Annotated in this window: 19 protein-coding genes and 2 pseudogenes; 14 read left to right on the top strand and 7 right to left on the bottom strand. The window is 73.4% G+C overall.

The genetic code is table 11. The features are described from left to right. The first annotated feature begins 46 nt into the window (after positions 1–46). Entirely contained in the window at positions 47–2,983 is a 2,937-nt protein-coding gene (locus IGS69_RS32670) for a helix-turn-helix transcriptional regulator (protein ID WP_190904050.1), read from the top strand. 4 nt (positions 2,984–2,987) lie between these two features. Here the strand turns inward: IGS69_RS32670 and IGS69_RS32665 are convergent, their stop codons facing one another. Then, positions 2,988–4,223, bottom strand: a complete 1,236-nt coding sequence (locus IGS69_RS32665) for an SGNH/GDSL hydrolase family protein (RefSeq protein ID WP_190904049.1) — start codon at positions 4,221–4,223, stop codon at positions 2,988–2,990. Positions 4,224–4,536: 313 nt separating this feature from the next. Here IGS69_RS32665 and IGS69_RS32660 point away from each other — a divergent pair, with 313 nt between their 5' ends. The 5 genes from IGS69_RS32660 to IGS69_RS32640 all read left to right on the top strand — a co-directional run bounded on the left by IGS69_RS32660 (position 4,537) and on the right by IGS69_RS32640 (position 10,768). Then, positions 4,537–5,214 carry an AIM24 family protein gene (locus IGS69_RS32660; protein ID WP_190904048.1) on the top strand — a complete coding sequence of 226 codons (678 nt, stop codon included), beginning with the start codon at positions 4,537–4,539 and terminating at the stop codon, positions 5,212–5,214. Between the two features lie 172 nt (positions 5,215–5,386). Beyond that, the gene (locus tag IGS69_RS32655; protein ID WP_190904047.1) at positions 5,387–6,445 is read left to right on the top strand and encodes a tetratricopeptide repeat protein; all 1,059 of its coding nucleotides are present in this window, start codon (positions 5,387–5,389) and stop codon (positions 6,443–6,445) included. Positions 6,446–6,681: 236 nt separating this feature from the next. After that, the gene (locus IGS69_RS32650; RefSeq protein WP_190904046.1) at positions 6,682–7,707 is read left to right on the top strand and encodes a polyprenyl synthetase family protein; all 1,026 of its coding nucleotides are present in this window, start codon (positions 6,682–6,684) and stop codon (positions 7,705–7,707) included. Between the two features lie 123 nt (positions 7,708–7,830). Continuing rightward, positions 7,831–8,790: a threonine/serine dehydratase gene (locus IGS69_RS32645; RefSeq protein ID WP_190904045.1), complete on the top strand. Its 960-nt coding sequence runs from the start codon at positions 7,831–7,833 to the stop codon at positions 8,788–8,790. A gap of 349 nt (positions 8,791–9,139) precedes the next feature. Beyond that, positions 9,140–10,768, top strand: coding sequence for a serine/threonine protein kinase (locus IGS69_RS32640; protein WP_190904044.1), 1,629 nt, complete (start codon positions 9,140–9,142; stop codon positions 10,766–10,768). On the opposite strand, the gene IGS69_RS32635 is transcribed toward IGS69_RS32640, so the two are convergent. After that, positions 10,760–12,211 carry a serine hydrolase domain-containing protein gene (locus tag IGS69_RS32635; protein WP_190904043.1) on the bottom strand — a complete coding sequence of 484 codons (1,452 nt, stop codon included), beginning with the start codon at positions 12,209–12,211 and terminating at the stop codon, positions 10,760–10,762. The two genes, IGS69_RS32640 and IGS69_RS32635, sit on opposite strands and share 9 nt — an antisense overlap. Positions 12,212–12,283: 72 nt before the next feature. Here IGS69_RS32635 and IGS69_RS32630 point away from each other — a divergent pair, with 72 nt between their 5' ends. The 5 genes and pseudogenes from IGS69_RS32630 to IGS69_RS32610 all read left to right on the top strand — a co-directional run bounded on the left by IGS69_RS32630 (position 12,284) and on the right by IGS69_RS32610 (position 16,640). Further along, positions 12,284–13,255, top strand: a complete 972-nt coding sequence (locus IGS69_RS32630) for an LLM class F420-dependent oxidoreductase (RefSeq protein ID WP_190904042.1) — start codon at positions 12,284–12,286, stop codon at positions 13,253–13,255. 146 nt (positions 13,256–13,401) lie between these two features. Next, on the top strand, positions 13,402–14,439 hold the full coding sequence (locus IGS69_RS32625) for a hypothetical protein (RefSeq protein ID WP_190904041.1): 1,038 nt from the start codon (positions 13,402–13,404) through the stop codon (positions 14,437–14,439). A gap of 62 nt (positions 14,440–14,501) precedes the next feature. After that, positions 14,502–14,927, top strand: a complete 426-nt coding sequence (locus IGS69_RS32620) for an SsgA family sporulation/cell division regulator (protein ID WP_190904040.1) — start codon at positions 14,502–14,504, stop codon at positions 14,925–14,927. An 82-nt stretch (positions 14,928–15,009) separates the two neighbouring features. After that, a pseudogene (locus IGS69_RS32615) lies at positions 15,010–15,722 on the top strand (DUF2238 domain-containing protein); the annotation flags it as partial. Between the two features lie 570 nt (positions 15,723–16,292). Beyond that, positions 16,293–16,640: a hypothetical protein gene (locus tag IGS69_RS32610; protein ID WP_190904038.1), complete on the top strand. Its 348-nt coding sequence runs from the start codon at positions 16,293–16,295 to the stop codon at positions 16,638–16,640. Positions 16,641–16,649: 9 nt separating this feature from the next. Here the strand turns inward: IGS69_RS32610 and IGS69_RS32605 are convergent, their stop codons facing one another. Further along, a complete protein-coding gene (locus tag IGS69_RS32605) occupies positions 16,650–17,633 on the bottom strand; it encodes an aldo/keto reductase (RefSeq protein ID WP_190904037.1) in 984 nt (327 codons plus the stop codon). A 139-nt stretch (positions 17,634–17,772) separates the two neighbouring features. On the opposite strand from IGS69_RS32605, the gene IGS69_RS32600 reads away from it, so the two are divergent. Further along, positions 17,773–19,497: a cholesterol oxidase substrate-binding domain-containing protein gene (locus tag IGS69_RS32600; RefSeq protein ID WP_190904036.1), complete on the top strand. Its 1,725-nt coding sequence runs from the start codon at positions 17,773–17,775 to the stop codon at positions 19,495–19,497. A gap of 4 nt (positions 19,498–19,501) precedes the next feature. Here the strand turns inward: IGS69_RS32600 and IGS69_RS32595 are convergent, their stop codons facing one another. The 3 genes and pseudogenes from IGS69_RS32595 to IGS69_RS32585 form a co-directional block, all read right to left on the bottom strand. After that, positions 19,502–20,086: a TetR/AcrR family transcriptional regulator gene (locus IGS69_RS32595; RefSeq protein WP_190904035.1), complete on the bottom strand. Its 585-nt coding sequence runs from the start codon at positions 20,084–20,086 to the stop codon at positions 19,502–19,504. Then, positions 20,083–21,572: pseudogene (locus tag IGS69_RS32590) on the bottom strand (MFS transporter). The gene IGS69_RS32595 and the pseudogene IGS69_RS32590 overlap by 4 nt, the downstream one beginning before the upstream one ends. A 90-nt stretch (positions 21,573–21,662) precedes the next feature. Then, positions 21,663–22,874 carry an FAD-dependent monooxygenase gene (locus tag IGS69_RS32585; RefSeq protein ID WP_190904034.1) on the bottom strand — a complete coding sequence of 404 codons (1,212 nt, stop codon included), beginning with the start codon at positions 22,872–22,874 and terminating at the stop codon, positions 21,663–21,665. Positions 22,875–23,215: 341 nt separating this feature from the next. On the opposite strand from IGS69_RS32585, the gene melC1 reads away from it, so the two are divergent. Both melC1 and melC2 read left to right on the top strand, forming a co-directional pair. Next, positions 23,216–23,584: an apotyrosinase chaperone MelC1 gene (melC1, locus tag IGS69_RS32580; protein ID WP_190904033.1), complete on the top strand. Its 369-nt coding sequence runs from the start codon at positions 23,216–23,218 to the stop codon at positions 23,582–23,584. 32 nt (positions 23,585–23,616) lie between these two features. Next, on the top strand, positions 23,617–24,438 hold the full coding sequence (melC2, locus tag IGS69_RS32575) for a tyrosinase MelC2 (protein ID WP_190904032.1): 822 nt from the start codon (positions 23,617–23,619) through the stop codon (positions 24,436–24,438). Here the strand turns inward: melC2 and IGS69_RS32570 are convergent, their stop codons facing one another. After that, the gene (locus IGS69_RS32570; protein WP_190904031.1) at positions 24,439–25,152 is read right to left on the bottom strand and encodes a ribonuclease H family protein; all 714 of its coding nucleotides are present in this window, start codon (positions 25,150–25,152) and stop codon (positions 24,439–24,441) included. It lies immediately after the preceding gene. Between the last annotated feature and the right edge of the window lie 37 nt (positions 25,153–25,189).

The raw sequence follows: 25,189 nt of genomic DNA, 5'->3' as shown, positions 1-25,189 counted from the left end.
TTGATCGCGCAGTTCCCCGCGCCCCTGAAGCAAGAAGGTTGGTTCTGTGCAGCAGGCTTCATCGGCCACGCCCGTCGTTGGACGGGACGCCGAACTCAAGCGACTCTCCGGCGTACTGGATCGTGCGCGAGGCGGTGAGGCCAGGGCCGTGTTGATCGCCGGGGACGCCGGCGTCGGCAAGACCCGGGTGCTCGACGAGGTCGGGAGTAAGGCCGCCGCGACGGGCATGACCGTGGTCACCGGGCACTGCGTGGATCTCGGTGATGTCGGGCTGCCCTATCTGCCGTTCACCGAGGTGCTCGGGGTGCTGGCCGCCGACGAGCGGTTCGCCGGCGCTCTCGCCGCTCATCCCGTGGTCGAGCGGCTGCTGGGGGCCGGATCCGACTCCGTGCGGGACGTGGACGGGCGGTTGCGGCTGTTCGAGGGGATGGCGGGGCTGCTGGCCGGGGTCGCCGAGGTCGCGCCGCTGCTGCTCGTGCTGGAGGACCTGCACTGGGCGGACCAGTCCTCCCGTGACCTGCTGCGCTTCCTGCTCGGCCGGGGCGTGCTGCGGCACCGGCTGGCGGTGTTCGCCTCGTACCGGGCCGACGACCTGCACCGCCGGCATCCGCTGCGGCCGCTGCTCGCGGAGCTGATCCGGCTGCCCCCGGTCGAGCGGCTGGAGCTGCGGCCGCTGGCCGATGCCGACGTGGACCGGCTGGTGCGGGCCCTGGAGCCCGGGCCGCTGCCGGACGCCACGGTGCGCCGGATCGTGGAACGGGCCGAGGGCAACGCCTTCTACGCGGAGGAGTTGCTCGCCGCGACCGACACGGAGTCGGGCGGAGTGCCCAGCGGACTCGCCGATGTGCTGCTGATCCGTTTCGAGCAGCTGTCCGAGACCGGGCAGCAGGTGCTGCGGACCGCAGCGGTCGCCGGACGCCGGGTGGAGCACGACCTGCTGCGGGAGGCGGTGGGGCTTCCCGAGACGGAGCTCGAGTCGGCGCTGCGCGAGGCGGTGGGACGGCAGTTGCTCGTCGCCCGGGACGACGACACCTACTCCTTCCGGCACGCCCTCGCCCGTGAGGCCGTCTACGCCGATCTGCTGCCCGGAGAGCGGGCGCGGCTGCACGGCGCGTTCGCGCGGCTGCTCGCCGGGCGCGGGAGCCTCGCCGAGAGTGCCGCAGAGCGCGCCCACCACTACCGGGAGAGCCACGACCTGGCCGAGGCGCTGGCCGCGTCCCTGGAGGCAGCCGATCACGCCCAGGGCGTCGGGGCACCGGCCGAGGAGCAGCGGCACCTCGAAGCGGCCCTGGACCTCTGGGCCGCGGTGACCCCCGAGAGCCGGCCCTCGGGCGGGGGCGTCGACCGGGTCACGCTGACGCTGCGGGCGTCGGCGGCCGCCGCCCACGCCGGCCGGCAGCACCGCGCGGTCGCCCTCACCCGGTCCGCGCTGGCGGAGCTCGGCCAGGACGCCGACTCCGAACTCGCCGCGCGGGTCCGCTACACGCTCGCGGGCAACCTGCTGAGCGTGGACAGCCAGACGGCGGCGTTCGCCTACAGCAGCGAGGCGCTGGCGATGATCCCGGAGGATCCTCCGTCGCGTACATGGGTGTGGGCGGCGGCCACCCATGTCCTGGCCGCACGCCACGTCGGGGAGAACGAGACCGCGCTGCGGGTCGCCCGCCGTGCCCTGGGCGTGGCGGAGCGACTGGGGGTGACCGACGCCCAGGCGGACCTGCTGATCTCCCTGGCCGTCTTCGACGGCGCCGGGCGGCGCGGCCCGGAGGGCCGTGAGCGGCTGGTCAAGGCGCGTGACCTGGCACGGAGTTCGGGCAACGCGCCCGTGGAGCTGCGGGCCCTGTTCAACCTGGCCATGGGCTGCTACGAGTCCGGTGCCCTGTCGGAGTGCGTGCCCTGGCTGACCGAGGGCCTGGACCGGGCCCGGCAAGCGGGGCTGCTGTCCTCCACGTACCCGCTGGAGATGCGGTACCTGCGGCTGCTGGTGCTGCATGTGCTGGGCCGCTGGGACGAGTGCGTGCGCGCGGCGGAGGCCGACCCCGAGCAGCCGCCGGCCGCCGGCGGCTACACGGTCGGTCCCGCCCTGTACGTGGCGCTGGCGCGCGGCGATCTGGCAGCCGCCGACCGGGCACGTGCCCTGCTGGAGGGTCCCTTCGACTGGATGGCCACCCTGGTCGCGGGCATCGTGCTCACGGACGCCGCGGCGCTGCGCGGCGATCCCGAGGACGCGGTGCGGTGGATGCGGTCCACGGTCACGGCCCTGGCCGACGAGGCGGTCCCCCGCCCGGGGGTCACGGTCCGGCTGGCCGCACTGGCGCTGTCCGCGGTGGCCGACGCTGCCGCCGGGCTGCGGCTGACCGGTGACGAGGCGGGGGCCCGCCGCTGGACCGGCACCGCGGCCGAACTGGTGGAACTGGCGCGGGCCGTCGCCACCCACGGCGAGGACGGCACACCCCAGGGGCCGGAGGGGCAGGCCTGGCTGGCCCGGGCGGAGGCGGAGTGGGTCCGGGCCACGAAGGGACCGGACGCGGCGGCCTGGTCGGAGGCGGTGACGGCGTTCGGCTACGGCGACGTCTACGAGCTGGCGCGCTGTCGTGTGCGGTACGCAGAGGCTCTGGTGGTGGCCGGGCGCCGCGAGGAGGCGGCCGCCGAGGCCCGGGCGGCCCGTGAGACCGCCGACGACCTCGGCGCCACCCCGCTGCGGGAGCAGGTCGACGCGTTGGTGCGGCGCAGCCGGCTGTCGGACGCGTCGGGCGACGCCGACCGGGCCGGCACGCTCACCGCGCGCGAGCAGGACGTGCTGCGGCTGCTCGCCCTCGGCCGCAGCAACCGGCAGATCGGCGAGGAGCTGTTCATCAGCGGCAAGACCGCGAGCGTCCACGTCTCCAACATCCTCGCCAAGCTGGGCGCGTCGAGCCGCGGCGAGGCCGTGGCGATCGCCTACCGCGAGGGCCTGATCACCCCGGAGCCCTCGACGTCCGGCTGACGGCTCAGCCGGTCCCGCAGTCGAGGCTCTGCAGGTCGACGGCGTCGGCCATCGCCCGCATGCCCTTGTCGTTGGGGTGCAGATGGTCACCGCCGTCGAAGGCGGGCAGGATCCGCTCGGGGTCGTAGGGGCTGCGCAGGACCCGGTCGAAGTCGGCGACCGCGTCGAACTCTCCGCTGCGGCGGATGAAGGTGTTGACCCGCTGCCGTATCGCCTCCCCGGCGGGGTCCCACTCCTGCCAGCCCTTGTAGGGGGCGATCGTGGCACCGACGACGCACTTCCCTGCCGCGTGCGCCCGGTCGATGAGCCGGCGGTACCCGGCGATCAGCCCGGCGCTCGTGGCGCCGGGCTCGGCCTTGATGTCGTTGACGCCCTGGAAGAGGAAGACCGTGCGCACGCCCGGCAGGGACAGCGCGTCGCGCTGGACGCGGTTCAGGGCGCTCTCGCCGGGGCCGTCGAAGAGGACCTTGTTCCCGGCGATGCCCGCGTTGGCCACGCCCTTGACCGAGGTGCCGGAGGCGCCGAGCCGGCGGGCCAGGTAGTCGGGCCAGCGGCGGTTCCGGTCGACCGTGGAGTGCCAGCCGTCGGTGATGGAGTCGCCGAGGGCGGCCACGGCACCCGTGCCCTTGCGGGGGCGCACGGTGACGGCGTCGAGGTAGACATAGGAGCCGGTCCGCTGTTTCCAGTGGGCCGCGCCCTCCTCCGCGGTGTGGTCGCCGTCGGTGGTGTACGACGTCTGCATCGCCATCCAGTGCCCGGTGAGCGTGTCGCCAGCCCGGGGGACGTACAGGCTGACGGCGAGGGTGCGCCCGGCGGGGACGTGGCCGGGCAGCGGGTCGCTGTAGACGATGCCGCCGGCGGGGACGGTGACGGAGCGGGCGCCGCCGAAGGTCAGGCGCCTGTTGCTGCCGGGGACGAGGGCGGCGCCGTCCCGTTGCAGGCCCGCGTGGACGTTGCCGAACGTCACCGGCTCGTCGCCGAAGGCGTTGGTCAGCCGCACCCTGAGGCCGCTGCCGCCGACGCTGGTGTGCACCATCAGCCGGTAGCCGCGGCCGTCGGCCGCCTCGCCGATGTGGCCGGCGGAGGAGGCCCAGGTGACCACGCCGTGCCCGGCTGCCCCGGGGGCGCTGGACGGCGGGCTCGGCCGGTCCCCCTGCGGCACCGTGCCGGTCCCGCAGCCCAGTGCGACGCAGCAGGAGAGGGCGGCCAGGGCGGCACGGGGACGTGCGGTGCGGGACATGCGGCGGCGCTCCTTCGGCCGGTCGGTCGGGTGCGGGAGGGGGTCGTCCCGGCGTAGGCCACCGTAGTGGTGCGGTCGGCGGCGCCGCGCAGGTGGGCCCGACGGGCCGGCCGTCCGTGCCGGTCAGGGCGGCTTCGGGACGTCGACCGGGAGGTGGCGGGGCCTCCCTCCGCGCAGACCTCGAACGGGCGGGCCTCGCCGCTGACGTGGGTGATCTGGGCCTGGTCGGTACCGGGTTGACGCCCGGCCGCTTCACGGCCGGGACTCCTGCGCGATCCTGGCGGAGGGAATCGCTCCGGGCGAGGATGCCGGTATGAAGGGTGACCTCTTTTCCAATGAGCACATGGTGCAGCCGGCCGTGGCGCCGGGCATGGCGGTCGAGAACGCCAAATGCATCCGGTACACGGTGAACGGCGACATGCTCGCCCGGCAGGGCGCGATGATCTCCTACCGCGGCAACCTCCAGTTCGAACGCAAAGGCCAGGGCATGGGCGGCATGCTCAAGCGCGCCGTCACCGGCGAGGGGCTGCCGCTGATGGCGGTGCGCGGGCAGGGTGAGGCCTGGTTCGCGCACGAGGCGCAGAACTGTTTCATCGTCGACGTCGAGCCCGGCGACGAGTTCACCGTCAACGGCCGCAACGTGCTGTGTTTCGACGCCACGCTGTCGTACCGCATCGCGACGGTGAAAGGCGCGGGCATGACCGGCGGCGGCCTCTTCAACAGCGTCTTCACGGGGCACGGCAAGCTGGGCCTGGTCTGCGAGGGCAGTCCACTCGTCATCCCGGTCTCGCCGCAGTACCCGGTGTACGTCGACACCGACGCGATCGTCGGCTGGACCGCGGGTCTGCAGACCTCCCTGCACCGCTCCCAGTCCATCGGGTCGATGCTGCGCGGCGGTTCCGGCGAGGCCGTGCAACTGCTGCTCCAGGGCGAGGGGTACGTCGTCGTCCGGCCGAGCGAGGCGACACCGCACAAAGCGGGGCAGCACTGAACACCTCTCAGGTGATCTGCGCCTCAGAGGCAACCCGGTCCGTTCCGCCGACGTCTTGATCGGCAACAGGTGCTGCCCTGGCCCCAGTGGCCAGGGCAGGTTTTCACCCTTCTATGCACACCATGTATACGCGCTATGTATAGATGGGGTGCATACGGACCGAAAGGCATCGATGTACGGCAAGGCATTCGCCCCGGAGTACCAGGGCGCGCTCACCACTCTGTCCGTCAACTCCTCCCTGACCGACGTCCTGGCCGCCGGTACCGAGCAGTTGAGAGCGGCCGAGCGGGCCGGACAGCCCGGGGAGGCGGCGCGCTCCGGACTCGCGGTGGCCGAGGCGCACCGCCGGCTGGGCCGGGTCGAGGACGCGGACCGGGCCTGGAAGGCGAGCTACCGCGCGGCCCGGCGGGCCGGGGACGTCGGGGCGATGGCCTGGGCCCTGTGGAGCGGCGGCACCCTGGCCCGGCAGCGCGGCGCGCTCCGGCTGGCCCGCAGACTGCTCCAGCTGGCTGCCGACCTCGGCGACCGCGGCGGGGACATCGTCGTCCGCGGCTACTCTCTGGCCGGCCTGGCCGAGACCGGCCGCATCCAGGGCGACTACGAGGCCGTCGGCCGGCTGCACGAGCAGCTGCTCGCCGAGGCCCGGCGGCGCGGGGAGGCGCGGCACACGGTGTGGGCGCTGGAGGGCATCGCCCAGATGCACCGCAACACCGGGCGCTACGACACGGCGTACGCGCTGTTCGAGGAGGCCGCCGAGATCGCCGCTCGCGCGGACGACCGGCGCGGTCACGCGTGGGCGCTGCGGGGGCTGGCCGACGTGGTGTCGGTGCGCGACGGGGACACCGGGCGGGCCCTGGAGCTGCTGAGCGAGGCGGAGACGGCGTGCCGTGCGATGCGGCTGTCCAGCGCGCTGGCCTACAACCACAAGATGCGCGGCAACGTGCTGTACCGGGCGGGGCGTTACGCCGAGGCACGGGAGCTGTACGAGCAGGCGCTCGCGGAGTTCCGCGAGATGAGCGAGCCGCGCGGGGAGGCCCTGTCGCGCCTGGGACTCGCCAAGTCCCTGGCCCGCCTCGGCCGCGACCGTGCCGAGACGGCGGCCGAACTGGCCGACCTCGCCGGACTGCTGGAGCGCATCGGCCTCCAGCACGCCCGCCGGATGGTGGCCCGGGCCCATGAGGAACTCGGCATACCGGCCACCGAGCCGGCGGCGACGGAGGCGGCACGGTGACGGCGCCGCCCACGACGGTGGACACGGCACGACGGGCCGCCACGACGGCGTCGCCCCCGGCAACCGGCGGGCCACGGCGGCGGGACGCGGCGCACGAGGCTTCCGATGCGGCACGGCCGGCGCCGCAGGACGCGGCGCGGGAGGCTCCCCGTACGCCACGGCCGACAGGGCAGGGTGAGCCGCACGCTCGCACGGCCGGAACTCTCACAGCCGGCGCCCGCGCGTCCGGTGCCGGCGTGTCCGGTGCCCGCGCGTCCGCTGCCGGCGACGTCCCCCGTGTGCTCGAGCGCTGCCGGGCCCTGGTCCGGCCTGCCCTGGAGGAGGCCGTGGGGCGGCTGCACCCCTGGGTCGGCGAGATGGCCGCCTACTCCTTCGGCTGGTGCGAGGCAGGCGGTGCGCCGGCCGTCGCCTCCGGCGGGAAGGGCGTACGGCAGGCGCTCGCGGTGCTCGGGGCCGAGGCGGCCGGTGCGCCGGAGCGGGCCGGGGTGGCCGCGGCCGTCGCCGTGGAACTGGTGCACACCTTCTCCCTGCTGCACGACGACATCATGGACGGCGACGGGGAGCGGCGAGGCCGCCCGACCGTGTGGAAGGCCTACGGCACGGGGCCCGCGGTGCTCGCGGGCGACGCCCTGTTCGCCCTGGCCGTCGAGACGCTGGCCGCGGAGCCGGGTGGGGCCCGAGCCGTGCGGACCCTGTCGGTGGCGCTGGGCGACCTGGTGCGCGGGCAGGCGGACGACCTGCTGTTCGCCGACCGTCCGTGGACCGGGCCGGAGCGGGTGCGGCCCGACGCGTACCGGGCGATGGCGGAGCACAAGACGGGTGCGCTGCTGGGCTGCGCGGCAGCCCTGGGTGCCGTGCTCGGGGGTGCCGGCCCCGGGACGGTCGCCGCGCTCGACCGGGCGGGCCGGCATCTCGGGGTCGCGTTCCAGATCGTCGACGACGTGCTGGGCATCTGGGGTGATCCCCGCGTCACCGGTAAGCCGGTCCACGGCGATCTGCGCGAGCGGAAGAAGACGTTCCCCGTGCTGGTGGCGCTCGGCTCCCCGATGGGAGGCCGGATCGCCGGCCTTCTGGAGGCGGGCGACGCGCCGGAGACGGCGGCGGCCCTGATCGAGGAGGCGGGCGGCCGCTCGGCGGCCCTGGCGGAGGCCCGGCGGCACATCACCGCCGTCGAGACGGCGCTCGCCGACGTGCCGTCGACCGCGGGGGCGGCCGATGAACTGCGTTCGCTGCTCGGCTACCTGGTGCGGCGCGACGTCTGAGCGACGCGAGCGGGTGCGCCACGCCGATGCCGTCACCCCGACGCCGCGTTGACCTGGGCCCCCCGCGCGCGTCAGGGTTCGACACGGCGCGTTCCGCGATCCCGCGCCGGAAGGAGGGCTGCCATGATCGGCGTCTCGGAGATCGAAGCCGCGGCGGAGCAGATCGCCGGGCACGTGGTGCGCACCCCGACGGTGGACAGCCCGGGGCTGTCGGCGTTGCTCGGTGCCCCGGTCACCGCGAAGCTCGAACTGCTGCAGCGCACCGGTTCGTTCAAGTCGCGCGGGGCCACGGCGAAGCTGTTGTCGCTGAGCGAGGCGGAACGGGCCGCCGGCGTGGTGGCGGTCAGCGGCGGCAACCACGGGATCGCCCTCGCGGTCATGGCCGCGGCCCTCGATGTGAAGGCCACGGTGGTGATGCCGCGCTCGGCACCCGCCCGTGCCGTGGAGATCGCGGAGGCGGCCGGCGCGTCGGTCCGGTTGACCGATGACATGGACGGCGCGTTCGCGCTCATGACGCGGCTCCAGCAGGAGGGGCTGACCCTGGTCCACCCCTTCGACGACCCGGTGGTGATCGCCGGACAGGGCACGGTCGGGCTGGAGTTCGCCGCCGACGCCGGTGAGCTCACGGACGTCCTCGTGAGCATCGGGGGCGGTGGCCTGATCGCCGGCGTCGCCGCCGCGCTGCGTGCCTGCCGGCCCGGGGTGCGGGTGTGGGGCGTGGAGACCGAGGGCGCGCAGGCCATGTCCGAGGCGCTGGCGGCGGGTGGCCCGCTGCCGGTCGCCCTGTCGTCGATCGTCTCGACCCTCAGCGCGCCGTCCGTGTCGCAGCTGACGTACGACCATGTCTCCGCCCTGGTCACCGAGGTCCTCGTGGTTCCCGACCGGGAGGCCGTGCGGGGCTCGCTGGAGCTGGCCGACCACGCCAAGGTGTGGGCCGAACCGGCGGCCGGCTGCCTGCTGCCCGCCGCCCGGCAGGTCCTGGAGCGGGTCGGCGACGGGGCCAGGCTCGGCCTGGTGGTGTGCGGGGGCAACGCGACGACGGGCGATCTGTTCGCCTGGTCACGTCGCTTCGGTCTGCGTTGACCTTGCGGCGGTCCTCGGGGGAATCCGGCGCGGAATTCATCGGAGGGCTTCGAGTTCAGACGTTGCACACGTCCGCATTTACCGCCGGTTACCCCCAGGCCGGGCGGGAATTTGCGAATCCGCGGGCGTCGGCGGGCGAATTCATCTCGGGCCGCCACGGCCTCGGCGGCCGAGGTGAAGCGTGCCCGAGACCGTACCCGAGGCGGCGAAAGACCGTTTTTCCTCGCACAGTTGCTCGCTTCTCTTGAACAAAAGACAGAAATGAACACGGAGTTGCGATCCGTTTGAACGCAGGGCGCCTCATCCCCCGTACCTCAGGAAAAGGTCAGAGCCAGGTTTCCAGCGAGGGATGGCCATGGGCAGGGCGCACGTCTCCACACACCAGTTGGTCGCCGGCCGGTACCGGCTGCTAGAGATCATCCAGCGCGAGACCAACCGCATCTGCTGGTATGCCGAGGACACCGGGGCCGGTGAGATCTCCCGCCCGTGCCTCGTGACCCAGGTCGGGCTTCCGGAGGACCCGGGCGGGGCCGAGCGCCGGGCCGCCGCCCGCCTGCTGCGCACCACCGAGAACATGGCACTGCTGTGCCCGGGCCGGATCGCCACGGTTGTCGACGCCGTCGAGGAGGCCGGTGCCCTGTGGACCGTGAACGAGTGGATCGACGGCACCCCGCTCGCCGAGCTCCTCGCGGAGCGGGGCACGTTCAACTATGTGCGGGCGGCGCGGATCGGCCTGGAGCTGCTCGACGTGCTGGACGCCGCGCACGCCGGGGGCATCACACACGGCGAGCTCAGTCCCGGCCAGGTGTTCGTGCGCGAGGACCACTCGGTCGTCATCACCGGCTTCGGCCTGGCCGGCGCGACCCTCGCGCCCCGGCTCACGGCACCCGCGTACGCCGCCCCCGAGCAGGCCCGGGATCAGCGCATCGGCCCCGCGGCCGACCTGTGGGCCCTTGGGTCGATCCTGTACACCATGGTCGAGGGGCGCCCGCCCTTCCGGGACCGGGGACGCCCGGAGAACACCCTGAAGGGCGTGGACCGGCTGCCGCTGCGCACGCCGGTGCGCGCCGGGCCGCTCACCCAGGCCGTGCAGGGGATGCTCCGCAAGGACTCACGGGAGCGGCTGACCCGCGAGGTGGTGCGTGAGGCGCTGACCCGGGCACTGACCGAGGATCCCCAGGCGGCCCTGGCCGCGGCACCGGTCCCGCGGCTGCGCGGCGTGTACGCCGCGATGCGGCCGGGGAGCCCGGCGTGGAGCAGACGGACCATGGTGGCGGGAACGGCCCTGGCCGTCATCACCGTCGCGGTCGCCGTGCTCGCCGCGACCCAGGGGCTGCCCGGCACGGACAGCGGCAACGACACGGCCGAATCACCGGTCCGGCCGCCGGCCTCCGCCGCCACGCCGGGCGAGGGCGCGGGTGGCGGCACCGATCCGTCCGGGCCGCCCACGTCCCCCTCCCCCACTCCGTCGTCCCCGGCTCCCACGCCCACCCCGTCCGCCCCGGCCACGGCCCTGCCGCCCGGCTTCCAGCGCTACCGGGCGGCGGAGGGCTTCTCGGTCGCGCTGCCCGAGGGCTGGAAGCGCCTGGACACCGACCGCGACGGCGGGGCGTACCGGGCCGTCTTCGGCGCCGACGGGGACGACCGCACGCTGGCCGTCACCTTCAGCGATCAGGCCGGCCCCGACCCCGTGGCCGTGTGGCGGGACGACGTCGAGCCCAACCTCAAGCAGGCGGACGGCTACGACCGGATCGGCGCGATCCGCGCGACGACGTACCAAGCCCGCAAGGCCGCCGACATGGAGTGGACCACCGACGCCGACGGCACCCGGGTGCACACCTTCGGCCGGGGCGTCCTGCTGGGTGAGGGCCGGAGCTTCTCGCTGCGCTGGACGACCCCGGACGCCGAGTGGGAGGACGCCGCCAACCAGGAGGCGCTGCGGACGTTCCTCACGACCTTCCAACCGGGCTCAGTCTGAGCTGCGCGGTGCCCGCAGGGTGGTGAGCCGGCCGCCGTGCAGCGGCTGGGTGCGCCAGTGCGCGGTGAGTGTCCGGTCCGCGAGGGAGCAGGTCAGTGCCAGGCGGTGCGGGGTCTCCAGGAACACCACCTCCACCGCGAGCGTGCCGGCATCGGTCCAGCCGCCGCTCGCCGCGGTCGGCGCGGGTTCCTCGGCGACCCTCCAGCCCTCCCCCGCGAGCGGCAGGGCGAGCCGGTCCGGGCGGTCCGGCCTGTCCCCTTCCCCGGTGAGGGTGAGGGTCCAGCCGTCCGCGTCCCGGGTGAGCCCGGCCGCCCGGACGGGTCCGTCTTCCTGGGCGGGGGTGAACGCGGCGGCCGTCCAGTCCTGCTCCCGCTCCTGGGGTGCGGCGCGGCCCGGGGCGGGCGGCAGCGCCAGCCGGCCGAGGCGCTCGCGCAGCTCCGCGTCGGCGGCCTCTCGGCCGGTCAGCGGCTCGGGCCCGAAGGCGGGCAGGAGGTGCTCCCAGACCAGGTTCAGGTACTCCTGCATCCGTTCGGTCGCTGAGGTCGCCGCGATCACCACGTCGTGCTCCGGCAGCACCAGGCAGAACTGGCCGAACGCGCCGTCCCCCCGGTAGCCGTGCCGGGACGCCCAGAACTGGTAGCCGTAACCCCGGTCCCAGTCCTGCCGGTTCACGTCGCCCATGGCCCCCGCGGTCGGTATGCGGGGCTGCGAGGCGCGGGCCGCCCATCCCTGAGGCAGCAGCCGCCTGCCCTCCCACAGCCCGTCGCACAGATACAGCCGGCCGAGCCGGGCGACGGCGTCGGTGGTGGCGTGCAGGCCGCTGAAGCCGAGCTCGCGGCCGGCACGGTCACGGCGCCAGGCCACCTCGCCGATGCCCAGCGGATCCAGCAGCCGGGGCCGCAGGTAGTCGCTGAGCGACTGCCCGGTGACCCGCTGGACGATCGCGGCGAGCGTGTAGGTGGCGGGCTGGTTGTAGGCGAAGACCGTGCCGGGGTCCTCGTCGGGCGGCAGCCGCAGGAACCCCCGTACGGGCTCGGCGGGATCCCGCCCGAATGCCTCGTCGACGGTGTCCCGCCGGTGGCCGCTGGCCATGGACGCCACGTGCCGGACGAGCATGGCCCGGCTGCGCGGGTCGGTGATGCCGGCCTCGAACTCCGGGAAGTACGAGATCACCGGCGCGTCGAAGTCGATCAGTCCCTCGGCCTCGGCCAGGGCCGCCGCGGTCCCGGTGAAGCTCTTGCTGAGCGAGTACAGCAGGTGGAGGCGTTCGGGGGTGTACGGCGCCCACCAGCCGGAGGCCACCAGTTGCCCGTGCCGCATGATCATCAGGCTGTGCGGCTCGATCTCGGGGGCGGCTTCGAGGGCGTCGAGGAAGGCGTGGACGCCGCAGGCGTCGACACCCTGGGCGGCCGGACCGGAAGTCGGCAGGGGGGAAGCACTCATGGATGCATCCTGCACCCGTCGGCGACCTTGATCGAGCCGTTTCCGGGCCCGCTGTCAGGGGACTCGCCGGTTATGGTGCAAATCGGATACACGATGATGACCGAGCAGGCCGGCCCGCGAGCCCTCGTCGACCATGTGGTGCGGGCCGAGGAGGCGGGCTTCGACTTCTCGGTGACCTCCGACCACTACTTCCCGTGGCTGCGCTCGCAGGGTCATTCGCCGTACGCGTGGGCCGTGCTCGGCGCGGCCGCCCAGGCGACGTCACGTATCCCGCTGATGACGTATGTGACGTGCCCGACGTTCCGCTACCACCCGGCGGTGGTGGCGCAGAAGGCGGCGACGCTGCAGTTGCTGTCCGAGGGCCGGTTCCGGCTGGGGCTGGGGTCGGGCGAGAACCTCAACGAGCATGTGGTGGGCGGCGGCTGGCCGTCCGTCGATGTGCGGCACGAGATGTTCGAGGAGGCCGTGGAGATCATCCGCGCGCTCTTCGAGGGCGGCCATGTCAACCACCGCGGCACGCACTTCGACGTGGAGTCGGCCAAGCTGTGGGACCTGCCCGGCGAGGCCCCGCCCATCGGCATCGCCGTCTCCGGTGAGCGGTCGTGCGAACTCGCGGGCCGGCTCGGTGACCTGGTGATCGCCACGGAGCCCAAGGCCGGCCTGCTGGAGGCCTTCGACCGGCACGGCGGCCGGGGCAAGCCCCGCATCGGCCAGCTGCCGGTCTGCTACGACCCCGACCGGGACGCGGCCGTCGAGCGGGCGCACTCCCAGTTCCGCTGGTTCGGCAGCGGCTGGAAGGTCAACTCGGAGCTGCCGCACCCCGATTCCTTCGACGCGGCCACCCAGTTCGTCACGCAGGACGACGTCGCCGACGCGATTGCGTGCGGTGACGACCCGGAGGCGTTCGTCGAGGCCGTCCGCCCCTACGCCGAGGCCGGGTTCACCGAGATCGCGCTCGTCCAGATCGGCGGGGAGTCGCAGCCGGCGTACCTGGACTGGTCGGAGAAGACCCTGCTGCCCGCGCTGCGCGACGCGTTCGGCTGAAGCCCCGGCCATTGTCTCCGACGACGGTTTTCGCACGGGCCGCGCGGGCGGTGAACGGCGAGGTCAGCGGGTGCCGCTAGGCTTCCGTGCGCACCTCGTGCAGTCCGATGTGCAGTCCGATCCGCCCCGCCTCCGGAGAGTCGTCCGTGACCGTTGCCCTCACCCCGCCCGAGACCCCCGTCGCCGCGGTGCCCGTTTCCGACCTGGTCGCGCGGGACGCGCGGGAGTTCGGGGCGTACGCCCGGACCGGAGGGTGGGCCTTCGGGCTGAAGGTGGCACGCAGTGTGCGGCCCGGCGGTCAGGGCGCGGACGAGACGCCGAAGGTGTCCGCCAAGGAGTTCGCGGAACTCGCCGGCTGCTCCCCGGAGCGGGTCATGCGCTACTACAAGGCGTGGGACCGGGCGGCGGACGACGGCATGGTTCCGCACTTCGAGGCGCTGACGCCCGGTCAGGAGGTGGACCTGCCGGACGCCGACGTGTGGCTGAGCTACTACGTCTCCCGCACCAGCGCCACGTCCGAGCGCGGCACGGCCATCGCGGAGGCCGCCGAGGCGGAGGGCATCCGGCCCACCAAGGCCCTGGAGGTGGCGGAGAACCCCACCGCCCTGCGCGCCGCGATCCTCGCCGACCCCTCCACTGCCCGTGCCGCCCGCCAGGCCCTGCTGGACCGGGTCCGCGAGGACCCGGACCTGCAGTCGGAGCTGGCCCGTGACGTGGTGCGCACCGACGAGCTGAAGAAGGCCGTCGCCGGGGAGAGCAGGGCGGCCGACCGGATCGGGTACGTGCGCCAGATCGCCGAGTCGGGGCAGATCAAGACGCCCGCCGGGCAGACCGTCGACGCCCCCGCCGACCTGCGTCAGGAGGCCGAGCGGCACCTGTCGCTCATCGACGAGCTCGACGACGGCGAGGACGCCGGCGAGTGGGCAGCCGAGGCGTACGACACGATGAAGTCCCTCGTCGTCGAGGTGGTGGAGGCCGACCCGGGGCTGCGGGTGCAGGAGCGGCGCACGAAGTTCTACAGCAGCCTGCAGAAGGCGACCAAGGTGTTCGAGGAGCTGACCTTCGACGACGCCGGGGAGTTCTACGAGGACGACATGGTGCAGCGTCTGGAGGATCTGCAGCGGGCCGTCGCGGTGTGCATCGCATCACTGCGCGGTGCTCGCGGGAATCACCCGGTCGGCTGAGCATTCCGTCGAAATCGGGGGTACTAGAGGGCTCTACGTCGGTTCTTCCCGGAGGCCCCCTCGTGAACTCGTTCGTCCACAAGACCCTGGTGGTGCAGCTCCAGGCGGGCGACACGGACCGTTTCTCCGTGCTCGCCCACCTGAGTTACGACGCCGCGGACCCGTTCGCCGTCACCGTGGTCTTCAGCCATGACGGCCGTGTTCTCGCCCGGTGGCAGCTGGACCGGGAGATGCTCGGTGACGCGCTGCGGCGTCCGGTCGGGGTGGGGGACGTGCGGATGCGCCCGGTGTCCCGCGGGATGTGGCAGGAGCTGCGCCTGGAGTTCCTCGGCGACGCCCGCGCCGACGGCGGGCGCCACCACGCCGTGGTGTTCGGCTGGGCGCCCGGGTTCGCGGCGTTCCTTCGCGAGACCTACGAGGTGGTGCGGCCGGGCAGCGAGGAGGTCCATGTGGACGACTTCCTGGCGGGCGTGCTCGCCGGGGGCTGAGGCGCGGCCGGTCTGAGTAGGCGTACTCATGCCCAGGACCCGCCTCCGGCCGGACGATGGGCTGCCTCGAGAGGAGCCCGCCATGTCCGCTGTGTCCGACGTACGTCAGGGTCCCCGGCCGTCCCTGCCCGCCGCCCTCGCCTGGGGTGTGGTCGCGGTCCTGGCGCTGTCCGGGTGGAACCCGCACGACCGTATGACCTGGTTCCTGGAGGTCGTGTGGGTCGTCGTGGGCCTGCCGGTGCTGGTGCTGACCCGCCGCCGCTTCCCGCTCACGGGCCTGTTGTGCTGCCTGCTGGCCTTCCACGCCGTGGTCCTGATGGTGGGCGGCCACTACACCTACGCCGAGGTGCCGCTCGGCGACCGGGTCCGGGACGTCTTCGGTCTGGACCGCAATCCCTATGACCGGTTCGGCCACCTGATGCAGGGCTTCGTCCCGGCCGTGCTGGTGCGCGAACTGCTGGTGCGCACCTCGCCGCTGCGCGGCAGCCGCTGGCTCGCTCCGCTGACCGTGTGCGCGTGCCTGGCCTTCAGTGCCGTCTTCGAGATGCTCGAGTGGGCGGCCGCCGTGGCCGGGGGGCACGCGGCGGACGCCTTTCTCGCCACCCAGGGCGATGTGTGGGACACGCAGTGGGACATGTTCTGCGCGCTGACCGGGGCCATCGCCTCGCTGCTGCTGCTCAGCCGGGTGCACGACCGGCAGCTGGCGGCGGTGCCGTCACTTCGACGTGTAGCGGTGCCGGGTCCACAGCGGCAGGACGAACCAGCACAGCAGGTACCAGCCGACCACACCGGCGACCAGGTAGGGCACGAATCCGTCGTGCGTGGCGACGCGCAGGATGAGCAGCAGTGAGGCGGTGGTCGTGGCGAGCAGCAGCACCAGGCCGAGCAGGGTGAGCCGGGAGGCCAGCCGCACGGCCTGGGGTTTGACGCGCCGCCCGGCGACGATGCGGTGCAGGGCGACCGGGCCGATGAGCGCCCCGGTCGCGCAGGCGCCGAGGACGACCGTCACGAGATAGATCGTCTGGTCGGTGCCGGAGAGGTCGTCGTACTTCTCGGTGAACACCACCGTGAGGAGGAAGCCGAAGAGGATCTGGACGCCCATCTGCGCCACGCGGACCTCCTGGATGAGTTCCACCCACATCCGGTCCGCTCTCTCCTCCTCCGTCTCGTTGCGCCCCCGGCGCATGGCCCCGCCCTCTGCCGCGTCCACCACTGTTCCTCCCGGTGTGAGACCTGAGCCCTCCTCCTTCCCAACTTCCCGGGTTCCCCGGAAGGAGTCGTCGTCCGCCCGGGGGCGGTTTGAGCGATCAGGGGACGGTTACACGGACGGCGCGAACGACGCAGAACCGAGGAGGTCGTGGACTCATGTCCGGTACGCAGCTCACCGTGACGCTCAGCGGCGGAGGCGCCGACGACGCCCGAGCGGTCGTCCGGGCCCTGGAAGGCACGTTCGGGTCTCCCGACGAGCTTCCCGCCGACGAGAACGCGACGGTCCACACGGCGACCTTCGACGGGGACGGGGACGCGGGTCCCTCCGGCGGCGGCGGAACGGCCGCCGGGCGGCTGTCCGCACCGGTGACCGTCACCGTGCAGGGCAGCCCGGAGGCCGTGCGGCGGGCGAGCGACACGCTGAGCCGGGCCTTCACGGCACGCGACGACGGCGCCGCCTCCGGCGACCAGGAGCAGGAGAGGCAGCTGCTCCTGGAGCCGTGAGAGGCGGCCTCACCAGCGGGATTCGACCTGGTCCTTGATGCGCCGGTCGTACAGGTCGCGGATCGCCGTCAGCGTCTCGCCGGGCAGCTGCGGGAGGCGGGCGGCGGCCGCGTTGGCCCGGGCCTGTTCGGGTGAGCGCGCGCCGGGGATCACGGTCGTGACGCCGGGCTGCTCGACGATCCAGCGCAGGGCAAGCTGGGCCGGGGTGTATCCCTCGGGGGCGAGCGCCGCGAACTCGGCGGCGGCCTCGACGCCGGTGGCGTAGTCGACGCCGGAGAAGGTCTCGCCCTGGTCGAAGGCCTCGCCGTGCCGGTTGTAGGTGCGGTGGTCGTTCTCCGGGAAGACGGTGTCCCGGGTGTACTTGCCCGACAGCAGGCCGGAGGCCAGCGGAACGCGGGCGATGATGCCGACGCCCGCCTCGCGCGCGGCCGGGAGCACTTCGCGCAGCGGCTTCATGCGGAACGGGTTCAGGATGATCTGCACGCTCGCCACATGGGGCCGGGCGATGGCGGTCAGCGCCTCCTCGCAGGTCTCGACGCTGACGCCGTAGGCGGCGACGCGCTCCTCCTCGACGAGGGTGTCGAGCGCGTCGAACACCTCGTCCGTGGAGTAGACGGGCGTCGGCGGGCAGTGCAGCTGCACCAGGTCGATGCGGTCGATGCCGAGGTTGCGCCGGGAGCGGTCGTTCCAGGCGCGGAAGTTGTCGAGCACGTAGTTGGCGGGGATCTGGTCGACCCGGCGGCCCATCTTCGTGGCGACCATGACGTGCAGGTCCGGGCGGCCGCTGAGGAACGTGGCGATGGTCTGCTCGCTGCGGCCGTCGCCGTACACGTCGGCGGTGTCGAAGAAGGTCACCCCGGACTCGGCCGCCGTCTCCAGTACCGCGAGGGCTTCCTTGTCGTCGACGTCTCCCCAGTCGGCCCCCAGCTGCCAGGTGCCCAGACCGATGACGGAGGCGTGCTGGTCCGACCTGTCGAATGTGCGCTCGTCCATGGGCGTCAGTCTGTCATCCGTCACGGCGTCGCGCGGAACGTGTCGATCCGGCTCGTCGAGCCCGCCCGATTCACTCACACGAGTGAATCAATGCGGCGGGAACGCGGCACGTGTCAAGCGGCTCCTAGCGTGACTCCACGTGACCACTGGTGCAACGAACAACCACCCGTCGGCCGCCTCCGCTTGGACCCGCAGGGGCTTCCTCCTCACGGCCGCCGCGCTGGCCGTGGTGCCCGGCCTGCCGGCGGATCCGGCGGTCGCGGCCGAGGAGTTGCCGGACTTCCCGGCGGACGTCGCGCTGTACCGCTCGGCCTACCGGAACTGGGTCGGCGAGATCACCGCCGACGGCCTGTGGGCCTGTGCGCCGGGCAGCCCGGAGCAGTTGGTGGACGTCGTCAACTGGGCGTGGCGGCAGGGGTGGCGGGTGCGCGCCCGGGGCGCCTCGCACGGCTGGTCGCCCCTGACGGTGACGGAGGGGACGCCGACCGGCGCGCCGGTCCTCCTCGTCGACACCGCGCCCCACCTCACCGGTCTGGCCCTGGACTCCCCCACCGCCGTACGCGCGGGTACCGGCGTGACCTCGGAAGCTCTGCTGACCTTCCTGGAGGAGCACGGCCTCGGCGTCACGGCGGCCCCCGCGCCCGGCGTGCTGACCCTGGGGGGCGCCCTCGCGGTCGACGCGCACGGCACCGCCGTCCCCGCGCGGGGCGAGCGGCGGCTGCCCGGGCACACGTACGGCTCGCTCAGCAATCTGGTCCTGTCCCTGACGGCGGTCGTGTGGGACGCCCGGGCCGGCGCGTACGTGCTGCGCACCTTCCACCGTGACGAGGCGGACTGCGCCGCGCTGCTGACCCATCTCGGGCGGGCCCTGGTGACCGAGGTGGTGCTGCGGGTGGGCGCGAACACCGACCTCAGGTGCGTGAGCCGTACGGACATCCCGGCCGGGGAGCTGTTCGCCGCGCCCGGCTCGGGCGGCGGGCGGACGTTCGCGAGCTACCTGGACGCGGCGGGGCGGGTCGAGGCGATCTGGTTCGCCTTCACCGAGCACCCCTGGCTGAAGGTGTGGAGCGTCTCCCCCACCCGGCCGCTGACCTCGCGGAAGGTGACACGGCCGTACAACTACCCGTTCTCGGACAACATCCCGGGGCCGGTGGCGGAGCTGGTCGGCCGGATGACGTCGGACGCGGCCTGGTACCTGGCGCCGCTGCTCGGCACCGCGCAGTACGAGGCCGCCGCGCTGGGGCTGGTGACGACCCTGTCCGCCGACCTCTGGGGGCCGTCCAAGAACACGCTGCTGTATCTGAGGCCGACCACGCTGCGGGTGCACGCCAACGGCTACGCGGTCCTCACCTCCCGGGACCGGGTGCAGCGGGTCGTCTCCGAATTCGCCGCGTTCTACCGGGAGCGGCTGACGGCCTACGCGGCCCGGGGGAGCTTCCCGGTCAACGGCTCGGTGGAGATCCGGGTGACCGGCGTGGACGACCCGGGTGACACAGGGGTGGCCGGGGCCCGTCCGCCGCTGCTGTCGGCGCTCCGGCCGCCCGAGGACCACCCCGGGTGGGACACGGCCGTGTGGCTGGACATCCTGACGCTGCCGGGCACACCGGACGCGGAGGCGTTCCTGCGGGAGATCGAGCGGTTCCTGCTGGGCACCTTCGACGGCGGGTTCGCGCTGACCCGGGTCGAGTGGTCCAAGGGGTGGGCGTACACGGACGACGGGGTGTGGGACGACGAGGAGGTGCTGGGCGGCGTCGTCCCGGACGCGGTCGGCCGGGACGCGTGGGCGGAGGCGGACGCGGCGCTGGACCGGCTCGATCCGCACCGCGTGTACGGCAACGCCTTCCTGGACCGGCTGTTCGGCTAGGGCGTCAGGGCGTCAGGTACGTCTGCACGGCCGGGGCGTAGCGGTCCACCAGGGCGTCGACGGCCTGCGCCCGCACCGCGGTGCCGCGCGCGATGCCGTACATGACGCCGAGGCCGAGCAGGGTGGCGACGGCGAGTTCGGCGCGCAGGCCCGCGTCCGGGCCGGTGAGCCGGGCGGTGAGCCGGTCGGTGACCTGGGTGCGGAAGTTGGCGCGCAGGATGTCGCCCTGCTCTCCGTGCAGCGGCGCGAAGACGATCCGCAGCAGCGGGTCGGCGCCCTGCTCGGACTGGCTGACCAGCACGTGCCGGACCATGTGGGGGCCGAGGTCGTCCAGGGGCGCTGCCAGCAGGGCGTCGGCGTCGGTCTCGAACGACATGACCCGGGCGAACAGCGTGTCCTTGTTGCCGAAGTACTTGAGGATCAGCGGCGGGCTCACCCCGGCGCGGTCGGCGACGGCCTTGAGGGTGATGTCGCCGTGCGCGTGCCGGGCCAGCAGATGGCGGGCCGCTTTCAGGATGGCCGCCCTGGTCGACTCGGCGTCCCGGCGGGCGGGTGTGGGCGTGTCGTGTGGAGTGCTCACGGCACTCATGCTCCCTCCATCGCCTCGTCGCGCGCGCCCCGGGGGCGGACGCGGCCCTGATGCGGACCGTCGTACGCGTCGGGCGACACGTCGCCGGGGATGCACAGCGCCGCCGCGGCGGCCACCAGCGCGACCGCGCCGGCCATCGCGAACGCCAGCAGGTAGCCGTGCAGGGTGGGCACCGGAACGCCGCGGACCGGGCTGGTGTGGTGCACCAGCACGGCGGCCACGGCGGCGCTGGATCCGGCCTGGCCGATCGTGCGCATCAGGACGTTGACCCCGCCTGCGGAGGCGGTCTGCTCGGGCGGCACGGCCCGCAGGATGAGGGTGGGCAGCGCCGAGTAGGCCAGCGTGGTACCGACCGCGACGACCGTGGCACCCGCGATGATCATCCACAGCTCGCGGCTGTCGGCGATGCGCACGGCGTATCCGGCGGCGATCACCGCCGCCCCGAGGGCCAGGGTGATGCGCGGCCCCCGCGCCGCCGAGATCCGGGCGGAGACGGGCGAGAGCAGGAGCATGACGATGCCGCCGGGCAGCAGGCACAGGCCGGTGGCGACGATGGACAGCCCGAGTCCGTACCCGGTGGCCGCGGGCGCCTGCACCAACTGGGCGGTGACGAGGGTGTTGGCGTAGAACGCGAACCCGGCGAGCAGCGCGGCCACATGGGACAGGCCGACCCGGGGCTGCCCCACCAACCGCAGGTCCACCAGCGGCCGTTCGGCGCGCAGCTGCTGCCACGACCACACCGCGAGCACGACGACGGCCGCGGCGAACAGCCCCACGACACGGGCACTGCCCCAGCCCCACTGCCCGCCCTGCGACACCCCGAGCAGCAGGCAGACGAGCCCGGTGCCCAGCCCGATCGTGCCCGGGACGTCGAAGCGGCCGGGCTCGCGCACCGGCGACTCGCGCACCGCCCACCACACCAGGGTCACGCCCGCGGCGCCGAGGGCGCTGGTCACCCAGAACATGGTGTGCCAGTTCGCGTACTGCACGATCACCGCGGCGAGCGGCAGGCCGAGCGCGGCGCCGACGCCGACGGTGGAGCTCATCAGCGCCACGGCCGATCCCCGGCGCTCCGGCGGCAGTTCGTCCCGCAGGATGCTGATCGACAGCGGGACGACCGCGGCGGCTGCTCCGGACAGGGCGCGGGCGGCGATGAGCACGGCGATGTCGGAGGTCAGGGCGCACAGGACCGAGCCGGCCGTCATCAGCCCGATGGCCGCCATGAGGACGCGCCGCTTGCCGTACATGTCGCCGGCCCGGCCCAGGACCGGGGTGAGGACCGCGCCGGAGAGCAGGGTGGCGGTCACCATCCAGGAGACCGTGGCCGCCGAGGCGCCGGTGAGCCGGGGCAGGTCGGGCAGCAGGGGCACGACGACGGTCTGCATGACGGCCATGAGGATGCCGCCGAACGCGAGCACGGGACGGTGAGCCGTTCCCGGAGGGTGCTCGCACCGGGCGGCTCGGGTATCGCGGCGGTCTGGTCCATCGGCTCTCCAGCGGGCAGCGCCGGGTGAGGCGCGGGTGAATTGCCATTCACCGTAGCTGGTGAATGGCAATTCACCCAATAGTGCGCGGGCTATTCCCGGGAGGCCAGCGACCGCGCGTGCACGGTTCCCGCGAGCTTCGGCCCCAGCCAGCGCTTGAACCGCCGCAGCGGTTCCAGTTGCCCGGCCGCCCGGTCGAGCCGGTAGTACAGCTGGGGCGGGATGTAGGGCAGCAGCGGCGAGTGGCGCTGGCCGAGCAGGGCGAACATGCGCTCCGGCGGCAGGTGCATATAGCGCGGCAGGTTCTCGTACCACTGGGCGCTGTAGCGGGCCGCGCTCTGCACGGGCAGGAGGGCCGCCTTGCGTTCCCGCTCGTAGTGGGCGAGGGCCTGGGGGAGCCCGGGGTGCTCGCGCAGCGCGGCGGCCAGGGCGATCGCGTCCTCCAGGGCGAGGGTGGTGCCGGCGCCGATGGAGTAGTGGGTGGTGTGTGCGGCGTCGCCGAGCAGGACGAGGTTGCCGTGGTGCCACCTGTCGTTGGTGAGGGTGCGGAAGGTCTGCCACGGGGTGCCGCCGGGGCGGCCCAGCAGGGGGTGTCCGTCCAGGACGTCAGCGAAGAGCTTCTCCAGCAGGGCACGGCCGTCGGCCTCGCTCGCGCGGTCGAGCCCGAGTCCGGTCCAGGTCCCGGGCGCGCATTCGACGACGCAGGTGCTGCGGTCGGGGCCGTAGCCGTAGCCGTAGCACCAGATCCAGCCGTGGCCGGTTTCCACGAAGGCGAAGGTGAAGGCGTCGAAGACCTTGGTGGTGCCGAGCCAGACGTAGTGGTTGCGCCCGGGCGTGAGGCGGCTGCCGAAGTGCGAGGCGTGGCGGGTGCGCAGGGCGCTGCGGACGCCGTCGGCCGCGACGATCAGATCGGTGCCGGAGGGCAGGTCGCCGGGGGTGATCTCGCGCTCGTACTCCAGACGTACCCCGAGGTCGCGGGCCCGGGTGGCGAGGATCTCCAGCAGCCGGTGGCGGCCGATGCCGTGGCCCTGGTCGCCGCTGTGCCGGGTCGTCAGGTCGCGGACGTGGGCGACACCGTCGCTCCACCGGACCGAGTCGGCGTCGAGGACGTCCGCCGACTCCGGATCCTGCTCGCGGAGCCGGTCGAGCAGATGGCGCCAGTACGTCACGCCCCAGCCGTAGGTGGAACCCTCCGGATCGCGTTCGTGGACGGTGACGTCGTGGGACGGGTCCTGCCGCTTGAGCAGGATCGAGAGATACAGACCGGCGGGCCCGCCGCCGACACAGGCGACCTTCACGAACACCCCTGAGAATTACCGAGCGCTGTCGATTGCGGACGCAGAGTAGCAGGAGCCGGACCCCTCCGACCGGTCCGCCGAATCGCGCCAGTTTCGCGGCGTGACGCGCACCACGAGCCTCGGACCGCACGGGCAGAAACATCCGCCACAACACCCCTCGTGGGTGGAATTTCCCCTTCCGTACGGGCGCGCAGCCCCCGCACGGCAAGATCATCTTTGTTCAACCTTGCACGACATAAGGGGAATTGCCCGGATCGCAGCCAACCGGCTCGGGTGGATTTCTCCCGGTAGCGGGCGGGCCGGTAGGCATTGCGGGGTCATCAACCCGATCCACTCAGGAGGTCCGCATGCCGGAACTCAGCCGTCGCAGCGCGCTCACCGCCGCAGCCGTCCTCGCCGCCGGCGCGGGGACGTTGCCGGCCGTCGTCCCGGCCTCGGCCGCCGGGCACCACGACTCCCCCGGGGCCTTCGACGAGGTCTACAAGGGGCGCCGGATACAGGGCCGTCCGGCCACCGGGTCCGGTCACCACGGGCACCACGGCGGGGGTTACGCGGTGTTCGTCGACGGGGTCGAGCTGCATGTGATGCGCAACGCCGACGGCAGCTGGATCAGCGTCGTCAGCCACTACGACCCGGTGGCCACCCCGCGCGCCGCCGCCCGCGCCGCGGTGGACGAGCTGCAGGGCGCGCCCCTGCTGCCCTTCCCCGCCAACTGACCCGCCCCGCAAGGCATCTGGAGCACCCGCACATGGCTGTCCGCAAGAACCAGTCCACCCTGACCGCCGACGAGAAGCGGCGTTTCGTCGCCGCGCTGCTGGAGCTGAAGCGCAGCGGCCGCTACGACGCGTTCGTCACGACGCACAACGCGTTCATCGTCTCCGACACCGACAACGGCGAGCGGACCGGGCACCGCTCACCGTCCTTCCTGCCCTGGCACCGAAGATTCCTCCTGGAGTTCGAGCGGGCGCTGCAGTCGGTGGACGCGTCGGTGTCGCTGCCGTACTGGGACTGGACCGTCGACCGTACGCCACGCGCCTCGCTGTGGGCGCCCGACTTCCTCGGCGGCACCGGGCGGGAGCGGGACGGCCGGGTGACGGACGGGGCGTTCTCCGCGTCCGGCGGCGACTGGCCGATCAACGTGCGGGTCGACAGCCGTACGTTCCTGCGGCGCTCCCTCGGTTCCGGGACGCGCGAGCTGCCGACGCGGGCCGACGTCGAGTCGGTGCTGTCGATGTCCACGTACGACATGGCGCCCTGGAACAGCGGCTCGGACGGCTTCCGCAACCACCTCGAGGGGTGGCGGGGCGTCAACCTGCACAACCGCGTCCATGTCTGGGTCGGCGGGCAGATGGCCACCGGGGTGTCCCCCAACGACCCGGTGTTCTGGCTGCATCACGCCTACATAGACAAGCTGTGGGCCGAGTGGCAGCGCCGGCACCCCGGCTCCGGCTATCTGCCGGCCGCGGGCACGCCGAACGTGATCGACCTCGACGAGACGATGCGGCCGTGGCACGACATGACCCCTGCGGACCTGCTGGACCACACACCGCACTACACGTTCGACGTCTGATCAGACGGTCGCGCCCGTGCGGCACTCCGGGTGGCCCCAGCCGCTGTCGTTCTTGGCGATGGGCTCGCCGGCCGCGTAGGAGCGGCCGCACTGGCACCGGCCGGGGAACTTCGCCTTGATGGTGCGCGCGGAGCCCTTCCCGCCCGCGGTCTTGGCGCCGCGGGCGGCTCCGCCACGCGGGCGCGACCGCGGGGCCTTGACCGGGGTGTCCGGGGAGGGCGGCGGCTCGGGGGAGCCGAGGCCGCTGCCCGCGGCCTCCTGGACCGTGGCGGCCTGGCTGGCGGCGCGGTCGGCGAAGTCGTTGAGCCGGTCGCCGTCGACCTGGTGGGCCGGGACGTACCGGAACTCGACCGAGCGGCCGTCGAGGAGTTCGTCGATGCGCACGACGAGGTCCTGGTTGGCGACCGGTTTGCCGGCAGCGGTCTTCCAGCCGTTGCGCTTCCAGCCGGGCAGCCAGGTGGTGACGGCCTTCATCGCGTACTGCGAGTCCATGCGGATCTCGAGCGGCACGTCCGGTTCGGTCGCCGCCAGCAGGCGCTCCAGCGCGGTGAGTTCGGCGACGTTGTTGGTGGCCTTGCCGAGCGGCCCCGCCTCCCACCGCTGCGGCGTCTCGGAAGCGTCGGCGACGACCCAGGCCCAGCCGGCGGGCCCGGGATTTCCCTTCGAAGCCCCGTCACACGCGGCCACTACACGTTCACGCATGCGCTCGATCATGCCATGCCGCGCGGGCCCCCCGGCCGAGAGGTCCGGG

The organism is Streptomyces tuirus (assembly GCF_014701095.1).
In the GTDB taxonomy this organism is placed as follows: Bacteria; Actinomycetota; Actinomycetes; order Streptomycetales; family Streptomycetaceae; genus Streptomyces; species Streptomyces tuirus.
The sequence above is the reverse complement of the archived record's forward strand: the minus strand, read 5'-3'. Positions and strand labels throughout refer to the sequence as shown.